The sequence below is a fragment of the Bradyrhizobium pachyrhizi genome, assembly GCF_029714545.1.
In the GTDB taxonomy this organism is placed as follows: domain Bacteria; phylum Pseudomonadota; class Alphaproteobacteria; order Rhizobiales; family Xanthobacteraceae; genus Bradyrhizobium; species Bradyrhizobium pachyrhizi.
Window position 1 is genome coordinate 1,988,060 of sequence record NZ_CP121667.1, and the last position, 21,114, is coordinate 2,009,173.

Sequence of the window (21,114 nt, forward strand, 5' to 3'; positions counted from 1 at the left end):
ATATGCTCGCCAAGGACATTCTACGCATCGTTCTCTATGGAGTCGGGCTCAGCTCGCTTGGGGCGGTGATCTACCTTGCCGGTCCCTTCGTTGCGTTCGGCGACTGGCATCCGTTGGAAAATCACATCGTCCGCCAGATCGCGATCCTGCTGCTTGGCGCTGCGGCCGCAGGCGTCACCGGTCTTCATTTCTTCAAGCGACGCAAGAATGCCAAAGAGATCGCCGACGGCGTCAGCGCTGCCGACCAGGCTGTCAGCGACGAGCCGGTGCTCAAGGAGCGCATGAAGGATGCGCTCGCAACACTCAAGACTGCGAGCGGCAACAAGTCCGGTTATCTCTACGATCTACCCTGGTACGTCATCATCGGTCCGCCCGGTGCGGGAAAGACCACCGCGCTGGTCAATTCGGGGCTCAAGTTTCCGCTCGCGCGCGGGGCGACGCCGGCGGCGATCGCCGGGGTCGGCGGGACCCGCTACTGCGATTGGTGGTTTACCGAGGAGGCGGTGCTGATCGATACCGCCGGTCGCTACACAACCCAGGATTCAAACAGCAAGGCCGACAAGGAAAGCTGGCTGTCCTTCCTGGACATCCTGAAAAAAAATCGGTCGCGCCAGCCGATCAACGGCGTTCTCGTCGCAATCAGTCTGGAGGACGTGCTGACGCTGCCGAAGCAGGAACTCGCGCTTCATGCCGATGCCATCAGGATGCGGCTCCTCGAACTGCATCAAAGGCTGAAAGTGAGCTTCCCGGTCTACGCGCTGTTCACCAAGGCCGATCTCGTTGCCGGTTTCACCGAATATTTCGCCTATCTCGGCGAGGCCGGCCGGCGCCAGGTCTGGGGCGCCACGTTCCAGACCGCCGACAAGACCCAGAATCTGGTGGGGCAGGTTCCGGTCGAGTTCGATCGCCTGCTGGAGCGTCTGAGCGAGGAAACGCTCGACCGTCTGCAGGACGAGCCGACGCCGCAGCACCGGGTGCAGTTGTTTGGTTTCCCGGCGCAGATGGCGCGGCTCAAGCCGCAGATCCACGATTTCCTCAACCAGATTTTTGAGCCGACACGGTATCACGTGAACGCCAATCTGCGCGGGTTCTATTTCACGTCGGGCACCCAGCAGGGGACGCCGATCGATCAATTGATCGGATCGTTGGCGCGTACGTTCGGCGCGGAGGAAGTCGGTGCCGGATCGTACTCCGGGACCGGCAAGAGCTATTTCCTTGCCGATTTGATTTCGAAGGTCATCATCGGCGAGGCCGACTGGGTCTCGACCGACCGCGCTGCGGTGCGCCGCGCCTTGATCCTCAAGACCGCGGCGCTGTCGGTGATAGGTTTGGTGGCGATCGGGCTGATCGGTGCGTGGCTGACCAGCTACAAGCGCAACTCCGACCTGATCGAACAGAGCTTGCAGGCGGACAACGAGTATGCGGCCGCCGGGGCGCCGCTCATCAAGCAAACGCTGATTGCCGATCATGATCTCGACAAGGTGCTGCCGCTGCTCTATCGGCTGCGGAACGCCCCGGCCGGCTATGCCTCACGGAATGAGCCGGTAGCACTGTCGGCGCGCTACGGGCTCAGTCAGCACGCGCGCCTGTTGTCGCCCGCGAAGGCGGCCTATCACACCGCGCTTGAGCGCATGTTCAGGCCTCGTTTGCTGTACCGTTTGGAAGAGCAGCTCAATGCGCGCATCAACGAGCCTGCCTTCGTCTATGAGGCGCTGAAGGTCTACCTGATGCTCGGCGGCCTGCAATCCCCGGACCGCGAGCTCATCCGTTCCTGGATGCAGCGCGACTGGGCGGACAACCTGTATCCTGGCGCGACCAACGCGGAGGGACGGCGTCTGCTCGATGAGAATCTCGTCGCCATGTTCGACCTCGAAACCGAGCAGCCGCCGCTGGTCGAGCTTGACGGCCGGCTGATCAAGCAGGCCCAGAATTCATTGGCGCGCCTCAGCGTGTCGCAACGCGCCTACGAGTTCCTGAAGTCGGAGGCTCGTGGATCGACCGCCGGCGACTGGATCGCCAGCCGCCGAGGTGGTCCGGACGTGACAGTTGTCTTCGAAACCACGACTGGGCAGCCCTTGGACAACGTGCGGGTACCCGAGTTCTTCACCTACAACGGCTTCAATCAGAAGTTCATCGCTCGACTGCCCGGATTGTCGGAGCGCATGAAGCGGGAGCGGTGGGTCTTGGGTGACGCCGGCCAGCAATCGGCAATCGACCAGCAGTATGACAATCTGGCTGGCGATCTGCTCAGCATCTACTCCAATGAGTTCGTGACGACCTGGCGGACTGCGCTCGGCAGTCTGCGTCTGAAGAAATTGCTCGCGGACAAGCCGAAATACGAGGTGCTGAGGGCGCTTTCGGCGCCGACCTCGCCGATGCGGCAAATCCTGGAGTCGGTGCGCGATGAGACGATGCTGACCAAGGAACGCCCCAAGCCGGCGAGCGGCGGCACGCCGGCCGCGCCGCCTGCGGTGACCACGCCAGCGCTGTTCAACAATGCCCAGGATGGTACGCCCGGCGCGGCGATCGAGTCGCAGTTCAAACCCTACCATGCAGTGCTTGAAGGGGAGAGCACCCGCCGGCCGATCGACTCGACGATCGCAAACCTGAACGACATCGCGCAGAATCTGACGCTGATGATCGAGAATCCGCAACTGACGGCACAAGCAACCGCGGGGCTTCAGACCCAGGTTGCAGCGCTGCGCAATAATGCCTCGCGTATGCCGCCACCGTTTTCCGATATGCTGCGGGCGGCGGCCGCGGAGTTCGAAGGCAGCATCGCCGCCTCCACGGCAGGCCAGATCCTGCAGTCGTTACGCGATCAGGTCACGCCGGTCTGTCAGCAGACGGTGACCAACCGCTATCCGTTCGTGCGGAGCAGCGGTCAGGAAGTCCCGCTCGCGGACTTCGCCAAGCTGTTCAGCCCGAACGGCGTCATGGACAAGTTCTTCACTCAGTTTCTGGCGCCTTATGCAGATACGTCGCGATCCGAATGGGTCTGGCGGAAGGAGAGCCCCGTCGGCCGATCGTTCTCGCCTGATACGCTAAAGCAGTTCCAGAATGCCGCTTATATCCGCGACGCGTTTTTCCAGACTGGCGGCGGTGTGCCGGCGGTGTCCTTTGCGATCCGGCCGCCGGCTGCGGCCGGACCGGGCATCACAGTCAAGACCGAGATCGGCGGCACGACGATCACCAGCCCGACCACACCAGGACCAGCCGCAACCCCCTCCATGTTTGGCGCGCCGCAACCCGCTCCTCCGCCGCCGCCGCCGCAGAGCAATTCACCGACGACGGTGCTCTGGCCCGGCCCATCGCCGCGGACGGCAATTTCGGTCAGCAACGAGTCCGGGTCGCCATCCGTACTCGAGCGCATCGGCCCCTGGTCGTTGTTCCGAATGCTGGAGGCTGGCTCGCTGGTCGCCAAGGCGGAATCCGCCAGCGCAACGTTCATTGTTGCCGGACGCGAGCTCAACTATCAGATTTCGACCGGATCGTTGCGCAATCCGCTAAACCTGTCAGTGCTCCGCGAGTTTCGTTGCCCGACCGGAATATGACCATGCGATGCGGCTTATTCGGCAAGATCGGCGCGAAGCGTGATTTCATCGCGATCGCGACGCCGCGAAGCTTCCTGGAAGTCTGGGAGCCGTGGGTGCAGGCAGCCATCTCCGCGAGCCGCCACCAACTCGGCGCCGCCTGGCAGGAAGCATTCCTGACCGCGCCGATTTGGCGATTCTGGCTTGGCGCCGCGATCTGCGGCACCGCCGTCGCAGGAGCGATCATGCCGTCGCTTGACGGCGTGGGGCGATACTATCCGTTGACGCTGCATGCAGTGCCGGATGGCGACGCTGCGCTGTCGCCGCCGCACATCGATCCGCAGGACGAGTGGTATGGGCAAGTGGAGACGTTCCTGCTCTCGACCCTGGACCGGGCTGCGACGTTCGAGCAGATCTCCGATGCACTGGATCGTCTCGCGCTTCCGCGTCTGCGGACGCCGGGGACTGATGGACCGCCGGTCGTGTCGCTGGGTGACGCGACGCTGGGAATGGTTTCGACGGTCGATGGGTTTGCCGGGTCGTTCGGCACGCTCTGCGGCGCCAACCCTCAAGTCTATGCCGCGGCCAGTTTCTGGTGGACCGCCGGGGGCGAAGGGTTCTCGCCGGTCGCACTCTGTTGCCGCGGATTGCCGGATCCGTTTCGCTATTCCACGTTGCTGACCGGCGACGTTGGTCGCGAAGTATCCGGGACGGGATGACGCGCGATGGCACACGTCCCCTCCTTGTTCGATGTCGGTAGCGTCACTCACGCCGGACGGGTGCGGGCGCGGAACGAGGATGCATGCCTGGTAAGGACCGACGTCGGCCTGTGGGCCGTCGCTGACGGCATGGGCGGTCACGAGGCGGGCGATCTTGCCAGCCGCATCGTGGTAGAGTCGCTTGATTCCATCGGCGCGCCAGACTCCGCGGCGGACCTGCTGGCGCAATGCGAGGCGCGTCTGTTCAGCGCCAATCAGGAGATCCTGGCACTCAGCCATGAAAGGCAGGGTGCCATTGTCGGGACCACAACGGCAGTCCTGCTCGTACGCGACGGCCATTATGCCTGTATCTGGGCGGGTGACAGCCGGGTGTACCTGATCAACCGCGACGGCATCACACAGGTATCGCACGATCACAGCGAGTTGGAGGAGCTGATCGCCGATGGCGCGCTATCGCGCGAAGAGGTTCAGGACTGGCCGAGCAATGCCATCACCCGGGCTGTCGGTGTCGTCGCCGACCCCGAGCTCGAGGTGGTGACCGGTCCGGCCGAACCGGAAGACATCTTCGTGATTTGCAGTGACGGCTTGACCCGACACGTGCGGGACGACGAGATCGAGCAGCATGTGGCTACTCGCCTTGCCCAGACCGCCTGCGACGACATGCTCGCGCTCGCGCTTGATCGCGGCGGACTCGACAACGTCACGATCGTGATCGTGCGATTGCTCGCGCCACGACCCTCAGAGCCGACGAGGACACCGCTTGATCGGGAGCCGCGACCATGACCGCGAACGATCCGTCTCGGTCATCCTACCGCGGTGTGCCGGCCGGCACCCGGCTCAACGGCATTTACGAGATCGAAGCGATGATCGGGGCAGGCGGCATGGGGGAGGTCTACCGATGCCGCGAGATCCAGACCGGATCGCCCGTCGCGGTCAAGATGCTGCTCCCTGACATGGTCGACAACGAGGCGGCGCTTGCGCTGTTCCGCCGGGAGGCGGCCGCGCTTCACAATCTTCCGCACGAAGCAATCGTTCGCTACTTCCTGTTCACGGTCGAACCCGCACTGCAGCGCCCGTATCTGGCGATGGAGTTTGTGAACGGACGCTCGTTGTCGAACATGCTCGACGATGGGCCGCTCACCTTCGAAGCGCTGATCAAATTGATGCGGCGGGTCGCATCGGGCCTTCAGGCCGCTCACGAGCACGGCATTATCCATCGCGATGTCTCCCCCGATAACATCATCGTGCCGCTCGACGATGTAAGGCGGGCGAAGATCATCGACTTCGGGATCGCCCGGTCGACGCAGATGGGTGACAAGACCATCATCGGCTCCGGCTTCGCCGGCAAGGACAACTACGCGTCGCCAGAACAGGTCGGCCTGTACGGCAATGATGTCACCGCGAAATCCGACGTCTACAGTTTTGGTCTCGTGCTGTTCCATGCCCTGACCGGACAGAAGCTCGATATGGGCGGGAGCCAGTTTCAGCTGGTCGAGAAGCGTCGGCGCGTGCCCGATCTCGGCGCAGTGGACATGCGCATCAGGCCGCTTCTCGAGAGGATGCTGCAGCCGGACCCGGCCTTGCGCCCGACCATGGCGGAGGTCGCCAACTGGACGCCGGCGGGCTCGGCTCAGCCGTCCGCGGCACCGCTCTACGGCTTCGATCCATTGGCGAAGTCGCAGGCTGGTACGTCTGCGCCGCAGGAGCGGGCGCCATCAACCACGCGGGGCTCCCGCCGCATCTGGCTCGGCGCCTGCGTCGCGGGGCTGCTGCTTCTGCTGGGGGGCGGTGGGTACACCTTCTATAGATTTGTCTGGAAGGCACCAGGCTTGGAGGCCTTGCCGCCACCTCCGAAACTCGCCGGGACATCCACACCGCCGAGCGAGCCTGCTCCGCCACCGCCAGCACGTCAGGAGCCGGCGAAGCTGCCGTCTCAGCCGACGGTGACGCCGTCTCCGTCCCCCGACGGGCCGGGGCGAGCCGAGCGCATCCGCAAATATGTTGCCCAATATGCTGGCGGCGACTGCTTCTTCATCCTGCCTGTTGCCGTGAGCTCAAGCGCAGCCGTCATTGAAGGCTTCGGCGCTTCGACCGCCCCGTTCGATACCTTCGACAAGGCGTTTCGAAAGGAGCAGGGATTTGAGGCTTCGGTCGGCGTCAGGCAGGTGAATCAGGCGCAATGTCCGGCCGTCAAGTTCCTCAGTCAGGTCGGAAGCGATCAAGCGCGTGCGCCCCGCATCAACCTGTCGGCGACGGAGCTGAAGGCTGGTGAGACCCTCAATGGGACCGTCGAGAATTTTGCCAACCGTGTGGTGGAACTGCTCATGGTCTCGGATCGCGGCGAGGTGCGCAGCTTGTCCTATCTCCTGAAGCCGGGCGTCGACTCGCTTTCCTTTGCCCTGCCGATGGAGCGTACGACCGGCCCGCAACTCCTGTTGGCCGTCGCAGCCCCGCGGGTTCTGGATTCATTGCGCCAGCCGCGACCGATGGCTGCCGACACATTCTTCCTGCAGGCGACGAGCGAAGCACAACGCGGCAACGTGGCCATCACCGCGGCTGGACGCTATGTGATGCTCACCAATTGAGCTGCCGTTCAGAACCTGCCGATCATCAGGATCTTCAGGTCGGCATCCGGCTTGAAGTCGCTTGCCGTGAACTGCCGCGCGTTGTCGGCAGATGACGGCTTGAGCCGCCCCGGACAAAAACTGACCAGACGGTCGTCGCCGCCCGGATCGATCGTCAACGTGAAGGACCGGATTGGACCCGCCCAGTTCGCGCCCGTCTTGAGCACGTAGGAAATGCGCCGCTCCTGCAGCTTTGCGGTATTGGCCTTGCTGTCACCTGTGCGCTTGTCCAATTCGGCAAGGAACGCATCCGTAATGCAATAGTCTCTCCGGTATCGCTCGACCTCCGGACCTAGCGCCGCGCTGCGACGCAGGCCCGAGCGAAGGACGGTGTCAGGGCTGGAGCCGACGCTCGGGCGATATTGATGTTCGACCGTGACGGTATGCGCCGCTGGAAACACTTGCTCGCGAACGGCGGACGTCTTGGTTATCCAGCCGGGCGTGTATTGCTGGCGACCGTTGTCGCTCATGCCGGCAGGTATCAGAAGGCCATCATCGATCAGCTTCGTGCGGGTTGTCGCCGGCAGGTCGGCCACCCGGATCTCCCGATCACCGAGTGGCAGCAGGGACAGCTTGAACTGACGGAGGAGAGCCGTGACATCCTTGTTGCCGACCATGGCGCGCTGGTCGATGGTCAGCGGCACCGGGTTGCCGTCGATCCTGGTCTCGAACTCGACGAAGTTGACCGGATTGCTCGATGGAAGCGCAATGCTCTCGGCTTCGGACAGGTCGATGTCGGGTAGCGGAAAGGCGACCGTGAGCGTGACCGGCTTGCTCGTCTGGTTGACGAATTGGTAGCGCACGCTGACCCTGTCCAGCCCGATACGAAGCTCTTCGCTTGCCATGGCCACGTCCTTGGTGCGGACGAATTGCAGCCCGCCGATGGACAATTCGGCCGCGGAATCGTTTGCCCGCGCAGGCCAGCCGGTTGCGGCCAACAGGACGATCATCAAGGCTCGCGACCTCAACGACAGCCTGCTTAACACTCCAATTGCCATGCCGGCCTCCATGCGGCGCCGCAGCGTCTGCCCGTGTGGGTCAATCGATCGCCTGGTAAAGGTCGCCCCATTCCGGCTTCCAGACGCCATCGGGGTCGCAAACCACGATCGCGAGCTTCATGTCATTGGCGAGACGGATTGCGCCGCGAAAGGCATCCTGGGCTGGCATGTGGGCGCTGACCTGGTCGCTGCTCAGGCGTCCCCCGCTTGCGGCGGCCGGCAACACGATTGACCCGGAGGCGCCGGCATTGTCGCGCCTCAAAACCAGAGTGATCGCGTCGGGCTGGATTTCGCTGACTTGCTCAAATCTGTTTCTGGCCATGATTTTGCACTGCAAGCTGAAGGAGTTCGGACTATCACCGTCCAGTGAAAGAGTTGAACGGGATCGGGGTTACTCGCCACTAATTGACGCTGCACTCGCGCAGTCTTGGATTAGGCAGTCTTGGATTAGGCAGTCTTGGATTAGTCGGACTGACGCCGCATTCGGTTCGGTTACATTGAGGCGGATATGCTTCGTCGATCTAGCTGGATCTGGCTCTCTATCGTCGGCGTGGTCATAGCTGCCACCGGGGCACGGGCCGACGATGCGGTTGTGCGAAGCTTTGCCGGCGGTTCGGCTGCATCCATGGTGGGGATCGTCGCGGCCAGCCAGGACGTCGAGCTCGCGGGCCCGCAAGCGCTCAGCGCTGACGGACAGGGAAACCTGTTTGTGCTCGATCAAATCAATGGCCGCATTCTGCAGTTCGACCCCAAACAACCGAACACGGCTCCCGATATCCTGAAGATGCCTGGCGATGTGCAGCCCACCGACCTCGTCGTCCATAACGACGACATCATGGTTTGGGACGGCGGCGTGCGGATGCTGAAGGCGGCACCAGGACAGTCCACACGCGGGTTGGGCGGCGACGTGATCCAGCTGGAGGAAGTCTCATCCCGCGGAACGGACGACCAGGTCGCCATTTCGGCCTTCGCACAGATGGGCTCGCAGGCGCTGAGCAGCCCCACCGACTTGCTGGATCAGAATACGCGCGCGGCCATCGTGAGGACGACGCGACAGCCCGACCGGCAATATATCGCCTCGCGCAGCAAGGGATCAGTGATCGCCGATATCATTCCCGACAAGGGCAATGCCGGCGTTCGGGTCGAAATCCAGACCATGGTCTCCAACGAGACCATCGGTCAGCTCGGCCTGCGCGTCCGCAACCAGCTCGGCGCCGTGGAGTTTCTCGAGATCGACAACAGCGACCGCTTCTACGTGCTGGCCGAGGACATTCCTTCGTCGGGCAAGAATGCCTCCACCTTCGTCGCACGCTATGCCGCGAACGGACGCCTTGAGGGCATCTACGAGCTGCCGCTGGAGAACACGCCCGTGACCCGGCGGTTCGTCACCGTCTCGGGCGATGGCGACGTCTATTTTCTGCGCACCAAGCCGGATGGTGTCGAGGTGGTCGGTGTCGGCTTCCGCCCCCTGGGCAAGGTATCCGTCATTGACGTCAGGCCGTCGCGCACGGCGGCCGAGCCGGCGGCGCGGCCGGATATCAGGTTCAATGCGACCGCCGCCGTGCGGCCGTCCAATCGTCAGCAGGCGATTGAGACGGCCTTCGCCTTTGAGGGCATTCAGTGGAAGCTGACACCGGCGAACTACGGCAGCGATCCCGACAGCCAATGCTCCGGTTTCAGCCGTATTCGCCGGCCGTGGTACCTGCAGGGCAAGGTAAACCAGGAAGTGCGGGGCGTGCCCTATTGCTGGGGCTGCCACGGTTCGCTCGCGAATTTCCGGCAGCGCATCGAAAGCGGGACGCTGGCGGGCAATGTCTGCACCCGTAACGAGCCACGGCCGGACGTGGCCGGTGTCGACTGTTCGGCATTCGTCAGTGCCACGTGGGGGCTTTCCGTCCATTACACGACCGCCGCCATCCCCGCGATCGCCGCGCCCGTGACCAACCCCTGGGACCTCAAGCCTGGTGACGCCCTGAACAAGCCGGGTTCCCACGTGATGTTGTTCTTGCGGTTCACGCCGGATCGCAAGGCCGAGGTTATGGAATCCTCGACGGGTGGCTGCAACGGTCGGGTCTGCCGCAACGTCTACCCGCTCGCGAGCCTGCTTGCGCGCGGATACGTTCCCGTCCGCTTTCGGGCGTTCGCAGATGATCAGACGACCGTTTCCGCGAACGCCTATCAGGAGACCGAGGCGCCGACAGGCCGCAAGACGGCGAATAAACGGCGCTGAACCTGAGGTCTTGCCAAGGCTACAGATGAACAAAGGCTACAGATGAACATGGATTACCGCCTGCGCGCTGGTTTCCGGAGGCCTGAACGGCATTCCTGCCGCTCTGCCTTACCAGTGCGGTTCCAGGGCGGACCTGCTTGATATCGAGGTGGATCGCGATGCGAACGCTCAGGGGCTTTGATCGAAGGACCGGTTGGCTGTGTGCAGCCCTCCTGTTCGCTGCGTTGATCGGCCTGCCGCTCCAGCCCGCGCATGCGGCGGCTGAACTGTCGATAAGCAATCCCGACGGTGCGGCTCTCCGGGCGCTCGTCATCGGGATCGACGACTACCAGCATGTGCGCAAATTGAAGGGCGCGGTCGCCGACGCCAATGACATCGTGTCCAGCTTGAGGACCATGGGCGTCAGCGATGTGGTCGAGCTGACCAATGCACAGGCCGACAGGGCAAGCGTGCTGCGCGAGATCAGCTCACTGGTGGAGCGGACAAAAAACAACGATCTTGTCTTCCTGTCGATCGCAGGGCACGGCACGCAGGAGCCGGAGCGCATCAAGGGCTCCGAACCGGACGGAATGGAGAACGTGTTCCTGCTGCCCGAATTCGCGACCACGCCATCCGGGTCGGTCGAGCGCATTCTGGGAAGCGAATTCAATCATTTCATCCGGCAATTCGAATTGCGCGGCGCAAGGGTGATCTTCGTTGCGGATACCTGCCATGGCGGCGGAATGGTGCGCGATATCGACCCGCGGGCGGCGGAGATGAGCTTTCGACAGGTGCCGCGCTACACGCTGCTGGTTGATGAACTGAAGCCGGTGTCGAGCAGCGACGACCCGAAGTCCGAACTCGATCTCGACCACACCGCGTTTATCGCCGCGGTCGATCGTCACACCAAGGCTCCGGAAGTTCGGATTCCCGGGATCGATGGCCTGCGCGGCGCCCTGAGTTATGCCGTTGCGCGGGCCGTGGAGGGCAACGCGGACATCAATCATGATGGCAAGGTGACCCTGAAGGAGCTTTTCAGCAATGTTCGGCAGGTGGTCTATCAACTGTCCGACCAGCGCCAGAACATCGTGACGGTATCGTCGCCGGCACGGATGCCGGAAACCGAGGTCGCCTTCGAATTGACCCGCGGCGTGGTCCTGATCCAGGGGACGGCCGCGAGAGCTGCCTCCGGCCAGGTTGCTACCGTCGCGTCCGCCGAGAAGCAGAATCCTGCGCCGCCGGCCGTTACGGCCAAGTCGCAAACCGCTCCAACCAGTGCCGCCGCGACCGCCCCGGCCGCGCCCAGTGCCGCATTGCCGCCCTTCCGCCTCACCACGCCGATCCGCTTGGCGGCGCTTGACGGCAAGATGGGCTATTTCACCAGCGTCAAGCCGCAGGACGCCAGCGTGCAGGCCGTTCAACCGACTGATAATCCCGACCTGATCTGGGACCCCGTGTCCCATGACGTGATCGCCTGGGGCGACGTCGTCGCCTATGGCGTTGACGTTGGCGGCTTGACGACAGTGGTCAACCGAACCGCGGCAATTCGGGAGCTTAAGCGCATGGCGACGCAGTCGCCGCAGCTGATGCGTATTTGGCCGGATGATCGACAGCAGCGCAGCGGACAGACCGTCGAGGTCGAATTGTCCGACGTCGGTTCGCGGGCGGTGCTGCTGTTCAACGTGTCTGGTGATGGAACCATCCAGATGCTGTATCCGGTGGGTTCCGATGCCGCGATGGCTCGATCAGCAAATCTGCGGCTGCCTCTTCGGGTGGGCGAGCCGTTCGGCGCCGAGCAGATCGTCGCGGTGACCTCGCAGCAGCGGATGGTCGATCTGGAGACGGTCCTGATGCAGCTCAACCGGCGCCGTGCCTCGGGGCAGGTGATCAAGAGTCTGGAGCGCTACCTGCCGGCGGATGCGCGGATCGCGTCAATCGGCTTCTTCAGCGTTCCCTGACAATCCTGGGGCAGCGGGCCATGTCGCCAGCGGAACTGGTTTGCCGCAAGCAATCATGGTTCGCGTTCGTGCTGCTGCTGGCGGGAAGCGGGGCCGCGTCGGCGGCGCCGCCGCCATCGGCCTCATCGGCGGGTGCGACGAATGCTCCGTTGCTCTGGCGCGTACAGGCCCCGCGCGGCCCGGCAAATGCTGCCGGCGTGTCGCTTGAGATCCTGCCGGGTCCAACTGTCAACATTGGCGGCAAGGTGTCGTTCGGCGTAACCGCCAGGAAGCCCGGCTATCTGATGCTGGTGGATGTTGATGCGGAAGGGCGGATGAGCCAGATCTTCCCGACTGCCGAGCTATTGGCGCAGTCGGTCGGACCCGACATGAATCTTGTCAAGCCTGGCGTCCAATTCATCGTTCCGACCCCGGCGGCACAGCAACGTGGATTTGAATATGTCGTCGCGCCGCCGGCCGGGTCCGCCGTGATCGTTGCGATCCTGAGCGAGCGACGTGTGCAATTGCTCGATTTGCCGGACATTCAGCGCAAGCTTCAAGGGCCGGCCGACACGTTGAGCTATCTGTCGGATTGGACCAGTCAGCTGCGGATACCGGACAGCGGCGGCGGAAGACTGTTGCCGAACAATTGGTCGTTCGACATCAAATCATATTCCATCAAGTAGGTAAGCGATCGCGTTGCACCGGCTACCCGGGCGGTTGAGGAGACTGTCCCGAGCGATCATGTGGTGAATATCCGTGTGGCGGAGGCTGCTGTTCGGTGTCTTGCGTGCAGGGCCCTGCGGTTTGGCTCCCTTGCCCCGGCATTGCCGATTGCGGGGAGGAGACGGCGGCCCGTACACGATCTCGAGCGCGCCGCCGTGCATGCCGTCCTAGTTGCAGACCTCAACATTGCCGGTACCGCCGCCGGGACCTCCGCCGCCACGGTAGTCGAGATGACATCCGCGACGGACCGGGCGGCATAGATAAGCATCACACACGATCTGGCCGCTGCCACCCGAGGGTCTCGCCGTCGCCTGTCGGCGGGGAGTGTCGGCTTGCGGCTCAGGCCTCTCGCGAACCGGACGATCGGCGCGCGACGGGCGCTCATCCATGTAACGCTTCGCCACCGGCTTTTTCCCGCGCCGCTTCTCGCATTCGTTATCCTCGTTCAGGAACGAGCCTTCGGCGCAGGTGACCTTGCGGCACTGATCGCCGTCTGCCTTGTAGCCATGCTCGCAGATCAGTGGGCAAACCCGGGCCGGTTTCAGCTTGATTGCATCGAGCGCATCGAGGCTTGCAAGCTTGACGTCAAATTTGGTTCCGGCGTGCCGGTTGAACAGGGTCAGGGAGCGACGCGAGGCCGCGTTCCACTCACCGTCGATGGAGCCTGTGAAACAGCCAACCCGGCTCAACTCGCTCTGCACCGATTTGGCAAGATCCTCCTGCGGCGGCGCCGTGTTCAAGGCGGCCACCTTCGCGCCCTCGCTATTCAGCGATGGGGTAGCGGTTGCAATACTATCCGGCTTGGCGCTGTCGGGCGCGGGTCCGTTCGCGGAAAGCATGGCGACCGTTGAGGTTTGCGATGCGGTCCGCTTCCGTTCAGCCTCAGCAGCTTGGTCCTGCGCCGCCTGCTTTGTTCTTTCTGCCGCGATACGAGCATCCTCCGCGGCCTTGAAATCTGCGGCCGCCTTTTCCTGCTCCGCTCGCTGCGCACCTTCGGACGCAAGCCGAGCCTTCTGCTGCTCCGCTTCCTGCGCTTTCCTGGTGGCGGTAACGCGCGCGTCCTCCGCGTCGATCTGATTGAGCTGAAGCTTGGCCAGGTTTGCGTAATAGCCGTCGGGATGCTGGGCGAGGAACGCGCTCATGGCGGCTTTGTTGCCGACCTGCAGGGCCAATTCGTAGTCGCGACGAATCTCCGACGAGGCGTTAGCCGGCGGCGGCGCCGGCTCTTCTGCCTTTGGCACGAGCGCAACGTCCTCACCGCCCAGCGAGCCGTAAACGTAAGGCTCCTGTCGGTTGCCGGTAGCTTGCAAGACATCATCGCGGACGAAACCGAAAGCCCTGCGCAGGTCCAGTCCAGGCTTTGCGATATATTTCACCAGCGCCGTCGCGTAGGGGCTGTTCTTGCTGTTGCCGTCGAGCGCCGTCAGTCCGGCCTTCGCCGCAAACGCGATCAGCGTATTGGATACGGCGGGTTCTACCCGTGCGAGCCCGCGGCTGATCGCGCGCGAAGCGACGGTTCGCTTCATGGTGTCGGCGAATGGATTGTTGCGGCAGGCGTCAACGATCACGACGCGCAGCTGCTTCGCGGGCTCGATGGCCAGCAGGACACGATCGAGCGAGAAGGCCTCGTCATAGATATCGGTGTCGCGTTCAAGTCTGGCATCCGTCGGGATCAGATAATTCGTCCCGTCGATCTCGATTCCGTGACCTGCATAATAGACGATGGCGATGTCTGCATCGCGAGCTTGATCGGCGAAATCCCTCAGTGCCCGCCGCATGTCGCTCGAGGTCAGGTTCAGCCGAGACTCCACCAAATCGAACCCGGCGCCCTTCAAGGTCGCGGCGATAGCGGTGGCATCATTGGCAGGATTCGGAAGTAGTGGCGCATTTTGATAGTTCGAATTTCCGACCACCAAAGCCACTCGCTTCGTTGCCCAGGCTGGCTGAGACGCCAGGAGAACTGAAGCAGCAACAACAACAAGAACTCGGAGGAGCGTGTACAAGCGCATGGCGAACGTCCAAAAATCGGCTCGAAACAACCGCAGCTTTATCGAAGGTGGCCGCGCGCAAACTCCACTGCGTCAAGCGTTACGGGCGCCAGCATACCTCCGTAGAGAACAAACCTGAGTCCAATCCATTCCTGATGTTGTCGTCCGGGGCAGCGAGATTGTTCAAGGATACACCGAAGCGTGTAGGGCCGATGGTAGACGGCCGAACAAATGTCAGCTGACATGTAAGATATTGAAATTGCTGATTTTTATATTTGGCGCCGGAATGGCTGGCAGTGCCGGCATTCGGCTGGGCTTCGCCAGGCGAGGTTCCATCTCTCGATAGTGATCTCGGAATTGAACTCGCATGCTCAGGCGATGCTCGTGCAGGATCGTCAGGGTGCGACGGCCGCGTTGTTAGTCTCGGTGGCATCGACAAGGTTCAACCCGTACGTCTCGGCTGTTTGTCGCAGCCGCGGGCCACTTCCATAGGAGCGCGAACTGCGTCTATCTGGAAGCAACGCCGATCCGTTCGAGTTGAGACGTGCGAGTCCCGAAAGAATCGAAATCTGCGTACTCGGGATCTGGCCGTCGACGTGTGGACGCCCACCGCAGGTGTCGTCGAAATCTATAGCGTTGGAGACGCACATGTCTATTCCGCTGAAAATCTACATTACGCCATTTGCCGAGAAAGGTGTCGCCGAGCCGCAAAAATGGAGTGGCGAGACAGCCAAAAAGGCACTGGATGTAGTCAATAAGATCTGGGCGAAGGCCAAGATCGCGTTCGTGATCAATGATTACGTGGAAGATAAGCCGCTCGATATGGCGAAGAGCGCGCGCAACAATGATCAGCGCGTGCTGGATGTTCTCAGTTTCCGGCATGCTCCCGACAATGCAGTCCACATCTATCTCGTCAATCCGATAGTCAATCTCTCGGCCGGTGGCGGCTCGTATCTTCATAGCGATCCCGAGCCGGCAAGCTTTGTCCAATGGTATGGCAATGACTTTGCCAACGGACGCGCGTGGGCCCATGAACTTGGGCATTTGATGAGTCTCGACCACGTCGACGTAGATTACGCCGATGAGAAGCAGGCCGCCCTGCGCAGCAACTTGATGACGAAGGGATTGAGCGTGGGAAGCGATTTGACCAGTCAGCAGATCAGCACGGCCAAAAGTTCAAAACTGGTGAAGCGATTTGGCGGCTGACCTTGGAACCTCCTGCTGCCGACTTCCATGAAACGGATGACGGCCGCCCGAGCGGTCGCGTTCTTCCCGACGTCGCCCGTTGTTGGGAACATGGAGTTCGCTCTACCAGATCCTGAGCCAAGCTAACGATCGTCCGGCGTCAACAAGGTCACGGCAGAGTGATCGTCGGCCAGGCTTGGCGTGTGTCCCTATTGTGTCCCAGCTATTTTGGGGCATCCGTGGAGGGAGTTGAGGCGATAACTAGTTAGTTTAGCAGGGTTAATGGTGGACGCACAAGGGATCGAACCTTGGACCTCTCCCGTGTGAACCACAATCCGTAGATCCAGGTTGGCCACACGCGGCCACAGTTCTGTCGAAATAATTCTTTTTATTGCAGTGGCTTATGGCTGATTTTGCCTCAGTTGGCCATAAGCGGCCATACTGCATTTTGTGTGCCCCTGTTGTGCCCGCCGCAGATTTTCCCGTGGGGCACACAATTCGTGGAAGGGTCTGTGCCTCGTTTGTTCTCGAAGGCGCCGTCCTTCCATGCTCGTGTGCCCCGGGGCGGAAAAGCAAAGCAAACTCAATGCTGCTTTCCCGCCACTTGAATGATCCGGGCGCCCGCGGGGGCACACCGTGAGGAGGAGGGTAGGGATCATGCCGGAGCCGAGCAACCAACTGACACTGACCGACGCGGTGATCCGCAGCGCCACGATGCCACCCGGTAAGGCGCAGCATTATCTCCACGACGATAAGCTGCCCGGCCTGGCCTTACGCATGCGCGCTACCGGCGGCCGGACCTGGGTTTACCTCTTCACCAAGCCAGGGGTGAGAGGGACCCAGCGCAAGACGCTCGGCCCGTGGCCCAAGTATAATGAGAAGCTCGCCCGCAAAGCCGCCACCATCGCCGTGGGCGAGGTGGTCAAGGGCATGGACCCCAACGACGCGAAACGCGAGGCGAGGCGGCAACAGGCGGCCGAGAAGCAGCGTACCACGCTAGCGGACCTCATTGTCGAAGATGGTCCCTACCAGGCCTCACTGACCGGACGTCAGGTCGTCAACTGGAGGCCTGCGATGTCGGCGTTGCGGCGCGGACTCAAAGAGAGTGCCGAGAGTGGCGTGGCGGACCTGACGCGGCGGCAAATCATGGCGGCAGTCGACAAGGTTGCGAAGACCGGTAAGCGGGGGGCGGCCAAGGACCTGCGCAAGCACACCCACACGTTCCTCGAGTGGTGCGTTGGCGAGGGGTATATCGAGCACAATGTGCTGGCTGGCTATCGCGAGCCCAAGGAGACCCGTGCACAGAGGGTGGGGCGCCGAACGAAGGGCCGTGCACTCACTGATGACGAAATCGTCAAGGTTTGGCATGCGTCCGGCAAGCTCGGCACCTTTGGGCTCCTGACGAGGGTGTGCCTACTCGGTGGCCCGCGCCGGAGCGAACCCACCCTGATCGAATGGCAGAAGCACATCATGGATGATCGCATCACCTTCGATGCGGCCTGGACCAAGATGGGTTTGCACCACGATGTACCCCGCACTCACCTTGTTGATGAGGTTCTCGCGGGCGCGAGGCATTTCCAGCGCGCGACGTCCGACTATGTCTTCCCCTCGCCAAAGACCGGCGGCCAGATGTCTGGCTTCACCAAGATGGTCAACCGTTTGGTCAAGGACGCGGGCGTCGCAAAATTCACCATGCATGACTTGAGGCGCAGTCTGCGTACCATCATGTCGCGCTGCGGCTACGACAATGAGATCCAGCGGCTCTGTGTCGGGCAAAAGCCAAGCGGAATCGATCAGGTCTACAATCACGACGAACAGTGGATCATCCGCAAAATGGCATTCGAAGCGGCTCATGACTACATTGCGGAATTGGTCGGCGCGTTGCGTGTCGGCAAGGTCGTGCGCCTGCAGCGAACGAATCCGCTCGATCCAATCAAGGCCGAGCTGCTGGGTCGTCTCCGCGAGCATTACGCGGCTGAGACGGCTTAGGAGCCTTATCGCATTTGGCCAGGTAGTCCCGCACGGCATCGACACGATAAAGCGGGCGGCCGTCGACGTAGCGCCATTTCAGCGGATGGTTCGGATCGCGCCGCCATTGCTCCAGCGCTCCGGGCGTGCGCCGGATGACGGCGGCCGTTTCCAACGCCGTCAAATTGGAGCCGCCTGGCAGCGTATCGATATCGAACGTCGCGGGGGGCGGCATGCCACGACTCTTGCGACGGCGCTTCGCGTTACGCGGCGCTTTGCTTGGCGACCCAAATGCCTCGTTCCGATTCTGGTCGTCGTTCATGCGCTCCGGACCAATGATCGGTCTGACGCGATAAGATCGTAGGCTGATCCAGCGAGAAAGAAATCAAGCGCGCAGCTAGGGCTGCTGGGCGGCTGTGGCGTACAAATAGGACGAACCGGTTCAGTTGGCCTAGGAAGCTCTCGATGCGCAAATTGCTTTCATTCGACCTTCGGCCTCATAACCTGAAGGTCATAGGTTCAAATCCTATCCCCGCAACCAAACAAGATACTGATTTGCAATCAGCTTTTGAGAGCCGCCCTTTGGGGCGGCTTTCTTGTTTTGTGCCGTTTCGCCACCGTGTCGCCACCCCGATAACCAGCTTGCGAGGTGTCGCTATCTCGCTTCGCACCCCAGGACATCATCGCTTATGTACCAATAGGTCTGGAATGGTGTTCGAGGCCTGCAAATCGCGCAGCACCTCATGACCTCGCTCATCAACTTCGCCATTAAGGGTGAATGGCTTCCTCGATGCGGCGCAGAACGCCCGGCTGATCGCGTCGGCTGAGCGCTACTACCGGATCATGTATTACGGCGGCGCCGACTCCTGGAATCTGCGGGGCACCCACATGTTCGAGACTCTCGGCCATAGCCCCTGGCGTAGATCACCGGCAGCTCCGGATCGCTTTCGCGGCAGCACTCCGCGATCTGCCAGCCGTCGATGGTTCCGGGCAGCCTGACATCGGTGATCAGCGCGTCCGCGACGTGGCGCTTGCACCGGTCCAGCGCCTCTTCCCCGGTGATCGCGTGGATGACGTGGTAGCCCGCATCGCGCAGCGCCTCGACAACGAATTTACGGATAAGGGGGGCGTCCTCGACAAGGAGTACGCTCACCGGCAGCTCTTTGCAGACATGGCGGCTGTGAGCCGCTTGAGCAGCCGTCCGGCGACTAATTGAAGATTAGCATGGACAGAAGGATAACCAAGAAGACAAAAAGGCCTGCAACAGCAACTTCGAATACGCGCTCAGTGATCATGCGTACCCCCACATATCTCGAACGGGGCGGAGAGCGCTGATCGGCTAAGTTCGTTCCCTTGGTAGGAAATCGAATATTTAAACATCCGGGGCGGGGTTTGCGAATCGACGAAAACCGGCAATTCTCGACAGTATTATCGGATAAAAGCAATTTTGGGATTACCGAAGAATGGATCTTAAGATCAGGGGCGCGCCGAGCTGGCCGCCTTGTCCGGCGTGCGGGAAGGGCATGGCCAAGATTAAGCATGACGCCGATGACGATGGTCGCGAGTGGTGCGTGTTCGAGTGCTTCAACTGTGGCCACACGGAAACGTCGGAGCCGGCGGTGTACGGGCGATAAGGGCCCATCCTTAAAGCGGCCCCAATCTGGGGGCCGCCAACCCGAACCTGACACTCGGGTTTTCTTCTGGCAGGGGGGGTGAGGGTTGGCTGGCCAGAAGCGCCAATTATACGCTTATGCCGTTTCGATGGTTCCTAGCCCGCCGGGCGTTCAGGAAAAAAGCGGCAATTTTCTCTCCCGAGAGTCACGAGGGTTATTCCGGAGCCCCTCATTTGCTGGGGCCTTTTCGATTTGGAACGAAGCGGATGCAGTAGCATTGGTCGCCGTGTTCGGCGCCGCATCGCTACCGGCGCTGAGAACGCCCAGTCAGACACTGGCCCCGGCTTCCTCTCGCTGGGGCCGTTTCTTTTTTAGGCGCATGGGATCAGCTTGCGCAGCTAGGTCGGCGGCCTCAGGCCAGGCGACGTTAGCCATTCTGCCATGCGGGCGGCTGTATCGTCCTGACGGGCCTTGCGTAACATGGCCTCTCGCTCGGGACAGGGTGGAAGGGTTTTCGTCGTCTCGCGGAGGTCGCGTGCCTCTTGGGCAAGGCGCTCTTCAAGATTCTGCGTTTGTTTGAAACGACGACGCTTGGTGGCCATTGCGCTGTCCTTTCCGTTCCGGGGAAGGCGGGAGCGCGCCTTTGCGTTCTCATCACCGATGGATACCTCGGGGCCGTGCGGTGATGTTGGGTTACGTTTTTGCCTCGACGCCCGTTCCGCGCGGAACCGGTTCGCAAAATGAAACCGTGGCACGCAGGTCGGCGTGGCGACGCAACTTATGACAGGGCGCGCATTGGATGTTTGTGCAAACCTTCGCCCATGACCGATTCACTCTTAATCAGGGCGCATCTTGCCATTGAAGAAGGGCAGAGGCTGCGCGATCAAAGGCGTCAGCTTCTCGGTAATCATGACGCGCTGATGGTGGAGCTTAGGCGTTCCATCTACGAAAGCTCTTCGATCCGGACACAGATTAAAGCCTATCGCGACGATCGAGAGTAAACCACCCAAGAAGCGCTTTTGCGCGACCGACCGAGCGCATACTTTCCTCGACGAGTTGCCTTTCGAGCCGTTCAAGCTCCCGCTCTGCTTCAACCGCGCTCTTCTTCTCGCAAATCTTGCGCGACCAATTCGATCTGCTTTGCGATCTGGCCTCAAGCAATTGAATGTCGAAATTGGTTTCGGCGACAGCCTTGTCCAAAGCGGCAAAGGCCACAGCCTAACCTAACCTATGTTAATGTCGAGGGCATCCGCAAAAAGTCGCACCCTTGGGATGACTGCACGATCCCGCCTGATTACCGGGAAACACCGGACAGACGGCAATCCAGAAACTTGCAATCCCGTACTGGCATTTTACGACCGGGCAATTTCGGAGGACTTGAATGCCAGCGTGGTCTCAAGAGGACGAGCAGCGCCTATTGCAGTTGCTTCGCAGCACAAATCTGACGCAGCGCGAGATTGCGTACAAGCTCGGGCGAACGGAGGCTGCAGTCAGCGCGCGGCTGACGATCATCAGGAGGCGAAGCGCCGAAGAGGACGAGCTTTAGCGTCATTCCCACGGCAGCTAGGAACGAACGTGGCCGAGCTTTGTTCGTCGGTCATTCGAATGCAGCTC

Annotated in this window: 14 protein-coding genes and 2 pseudogenes; 10 read left to right on the forward strand and 6 right to left on the reverse strand. The window is 61.8% G+C overall.

Annotated features, from left to right (window positions below; genetic code table 11):
* Window positions 1–2 precede the first annotated feature (2 nt).
* Genes tssM through QA639_RS09045 form a run of 4 tightly spaced genes read left to right on the forward strand, consistent with a single transcriptional unit; the run spans window position 3 to window position 6,837 of the window.
* The gene (gene tssM, locus QA639_RS09030; protein ID WP_028335408.1) at window positions 3–3,554 is read left to right on the forward strand and encodes a type VI secretion system membrane subunit TssM; all 3,552 of its coding nucleotides are present in this window, start codon (window positions 3–5) and stop codon (window positions 3,552–3,554) included.
* Window positions 3,551–4,252: a type VI secretion system-associated protein TagF gene (gene tagF, locus QA639_RS09035; protein WP_028335409.1), complete on the forward strand. Its 702-nt coding sequence runs from the start codon at window positions 3,551–3,553 to the stop codon at window positions 4,250–4,252. The genes tssM and tagF overlap by 4 nt, the downstream gene beginning before the upstream one ends.
* A 6-nt stretch (window positions 4,253–4,258) precedes the next feature.
* Window positions 4,259–5,035, forward strand: a complete 777-nt coding sequence (locus QA639_RS09040) for a PP2C family protein-serine/threonine phosphatase (RefSeq protein WP_028335410.1) — start codon at window positions 4,259–4,261, stop codon at window positions 5,033–5,035.
* Window positions 5,032–6,837: a serine/threonine-protein kinase gene (locus QA639_RS09045; RefSeq protein WP_028335411.1), complete on the forward strand. Its 1,806-nt coding sequence runs from the start codon at window positions 5,032–5,034 to the stop codon at window positions 6,835–6,837. The genes QA639_RS09040 and QA639_RS09045 overlap by 4 nt, the downstream gene beginning before the upstream one ends.
* An 8-nt stretch (window positions 6,838–6,845) precedes the next feature.
* Here QA639_RS09045 and QA639_RS09050 read toward each other — a convergent pair whose 3' ends face one another.
* Together QA639_RS09050 and QA639_RS09055 are read right to left on the reverse strand one after the other, a co-directional pair.
* On the reverse strand, window positions 6,846–7,826 hold the full coding sequence (locus QA639_RS09050) for a DUF4424 domain-containing protein (protein ID WP_283089578.1): 981 nt from the start codon (window positions 7,824–7,826) through the stop codon (window positions 6,846–6,848).
* Between the two features lie 88 nt (window positions 7,827–7,914).
* Window positions 7,915–8,196 (reverse strand): hypothetical protein, encoded by a 282-nt coding sequence (locus QA639_RS09055; RefSeq protein ID WP_157347071.1) that lies wholly within the window; start codon window positions 8,194–8,196, stop codon window positions 7,915–7,917.
* Window positions 8,197–8,382: 186 nt separating this feature from the next.
* Here QA639_RS09055 and QA639_RS09060 point away from each other — a divergent pair, with 186 nt between their 5' ends.
* From QA639_RS09060 to QA639_RS09070, 3 genes are all read left to right on the forward strand, one after another.
* A complete protein-coding gene (locus QA639_RS09060) occupies window positions 8,383–10,104 on the forward strand; it encodes an NHL repeat-containing protein (RefSeq protein ID WP_283089579.1) in 1,722 nt (573 codons plus the stop codon).
* A gap of 158 nt (window positions 10,105–10,262) precedes the next feature.
* Window positions 10,263–12,041: a caspase family protein gene (locus QA639_RS09065; RefSeq protein WP_028335415.1), complete on the forward strand. Its 1,779-nt coding sequence runs from the start codon at window positions 10,263–10,265 to the stop codon at window positions 12,039–12,041.
* A gap of 20 nt (window positions 12,042–12,061) precedes the next feature.
* The gene (locus tag QA639_RS09070; RefSeq protein WP_028335416.1) at window positions 12,062–12,706 is read left to right on the forward strand and encodes a DUF4384 domain-containing protein; all 645 of its coding nucleotides are present in this window, start codon (window positions 12,062–12,064) and stop codon (window positions 12,704–12,706) included.
* 207 nt (window positions 12,707–12,913) lie between these two features.
* Here the strand turns inward: QA639_RS09070 and QA639_RS09075 are convergent, their stop codons facing one another.
* Window positions 12,914–14,755: a caspase family protein gene (locus QA639_RS09075; RefSeq protein WP_283089580.1), complete on the reverse strand. Its 1,842-nt coding sequence runs from the start codon at window positions 14,753–14,755 to the stop codon at window positions 12,914–12,916.
* 627 nt (window positions 14,756–15,382) lie between these two features.
* Here QA639_RS09075 and QA639_RS09080 point away from each other — a divergent pair.
* A complete protein-coding gene (locus QA639_RS09080) occupies window positions 15,383–15,940 on the forward strand; it encodes a zinc metalloprotease (protein WP_028335418.1) in 558 nt (185 codons plus the stop codon).
* A gap of 636 nt (window positions 15,941–16,576) precedes the next feature.
* On the forward strand, window positions 16,577–17,908 hold the full coding sequence (locus tag QA639_RS09085) for a tyrosine-type recombinase/integrase (protein WP_283089581.1): 1,332 nt from the start codon (window positions 16,577–16,579) through the stop codon (window positions 17,906–17,908).
* Here the strand turns inward: QA639_RS09085 and QA639_RS09090 are convergent.
* Window positions 17,853–18,209, reverse strand: coding sequence for a hypothetical protein (locus QA639_RS09090; protein ID WP_283089582.1), 357 nt, complete (start codon window positions 18,207–18,209; stop codon window positions 17,853–17,855). The two genes, QA639_RS09085 and QA639_RS09090, sit on opposite strands and share 56 nt — an antisense overlap.
* 461 nt (window positions 18,210–18,670) lie before the next feature.
* Between QA639_RS09090 and QA639_RS41715 the strand changes: the two are divergent.
* Window positions 18,671–18,796, forward strand: a pseudogene (locus QA639_RS41715) (erythromycin esterase family protein); the annotation flags it as partial.
* Between the two features lie 67 nt (window positions 18,797–18,863).
* On the opposite strand, the pseudogene QA639_RS41720 reads toward QA639_RS41715, so the two are convergent.
* Both QA639_RS41720 and QA639_RS09110 read right to left on the reverse strand, forming a co-directional pair.
* Window positions 18,864–19,040: pseudogene (locus tag QA639_RS41720) on the reverse strand (response regulator); the annotation flags it as partial.
* 1,432 nt (window positions 19,041–20,472) lie between these two features.
* Window positions 20,473–20,715: a hypothetical protein gene (locus tag QA639_RS09110; protein WP_283089585.1), complete on the reverse strand. Its 243-nt coding sequence runs from the start codon at window positions 20,713–20,715 to the stop codon at window positions 20,473–20,475.
* Window positions 20,716–21,114: the final 399 nt, after the last annotated feature.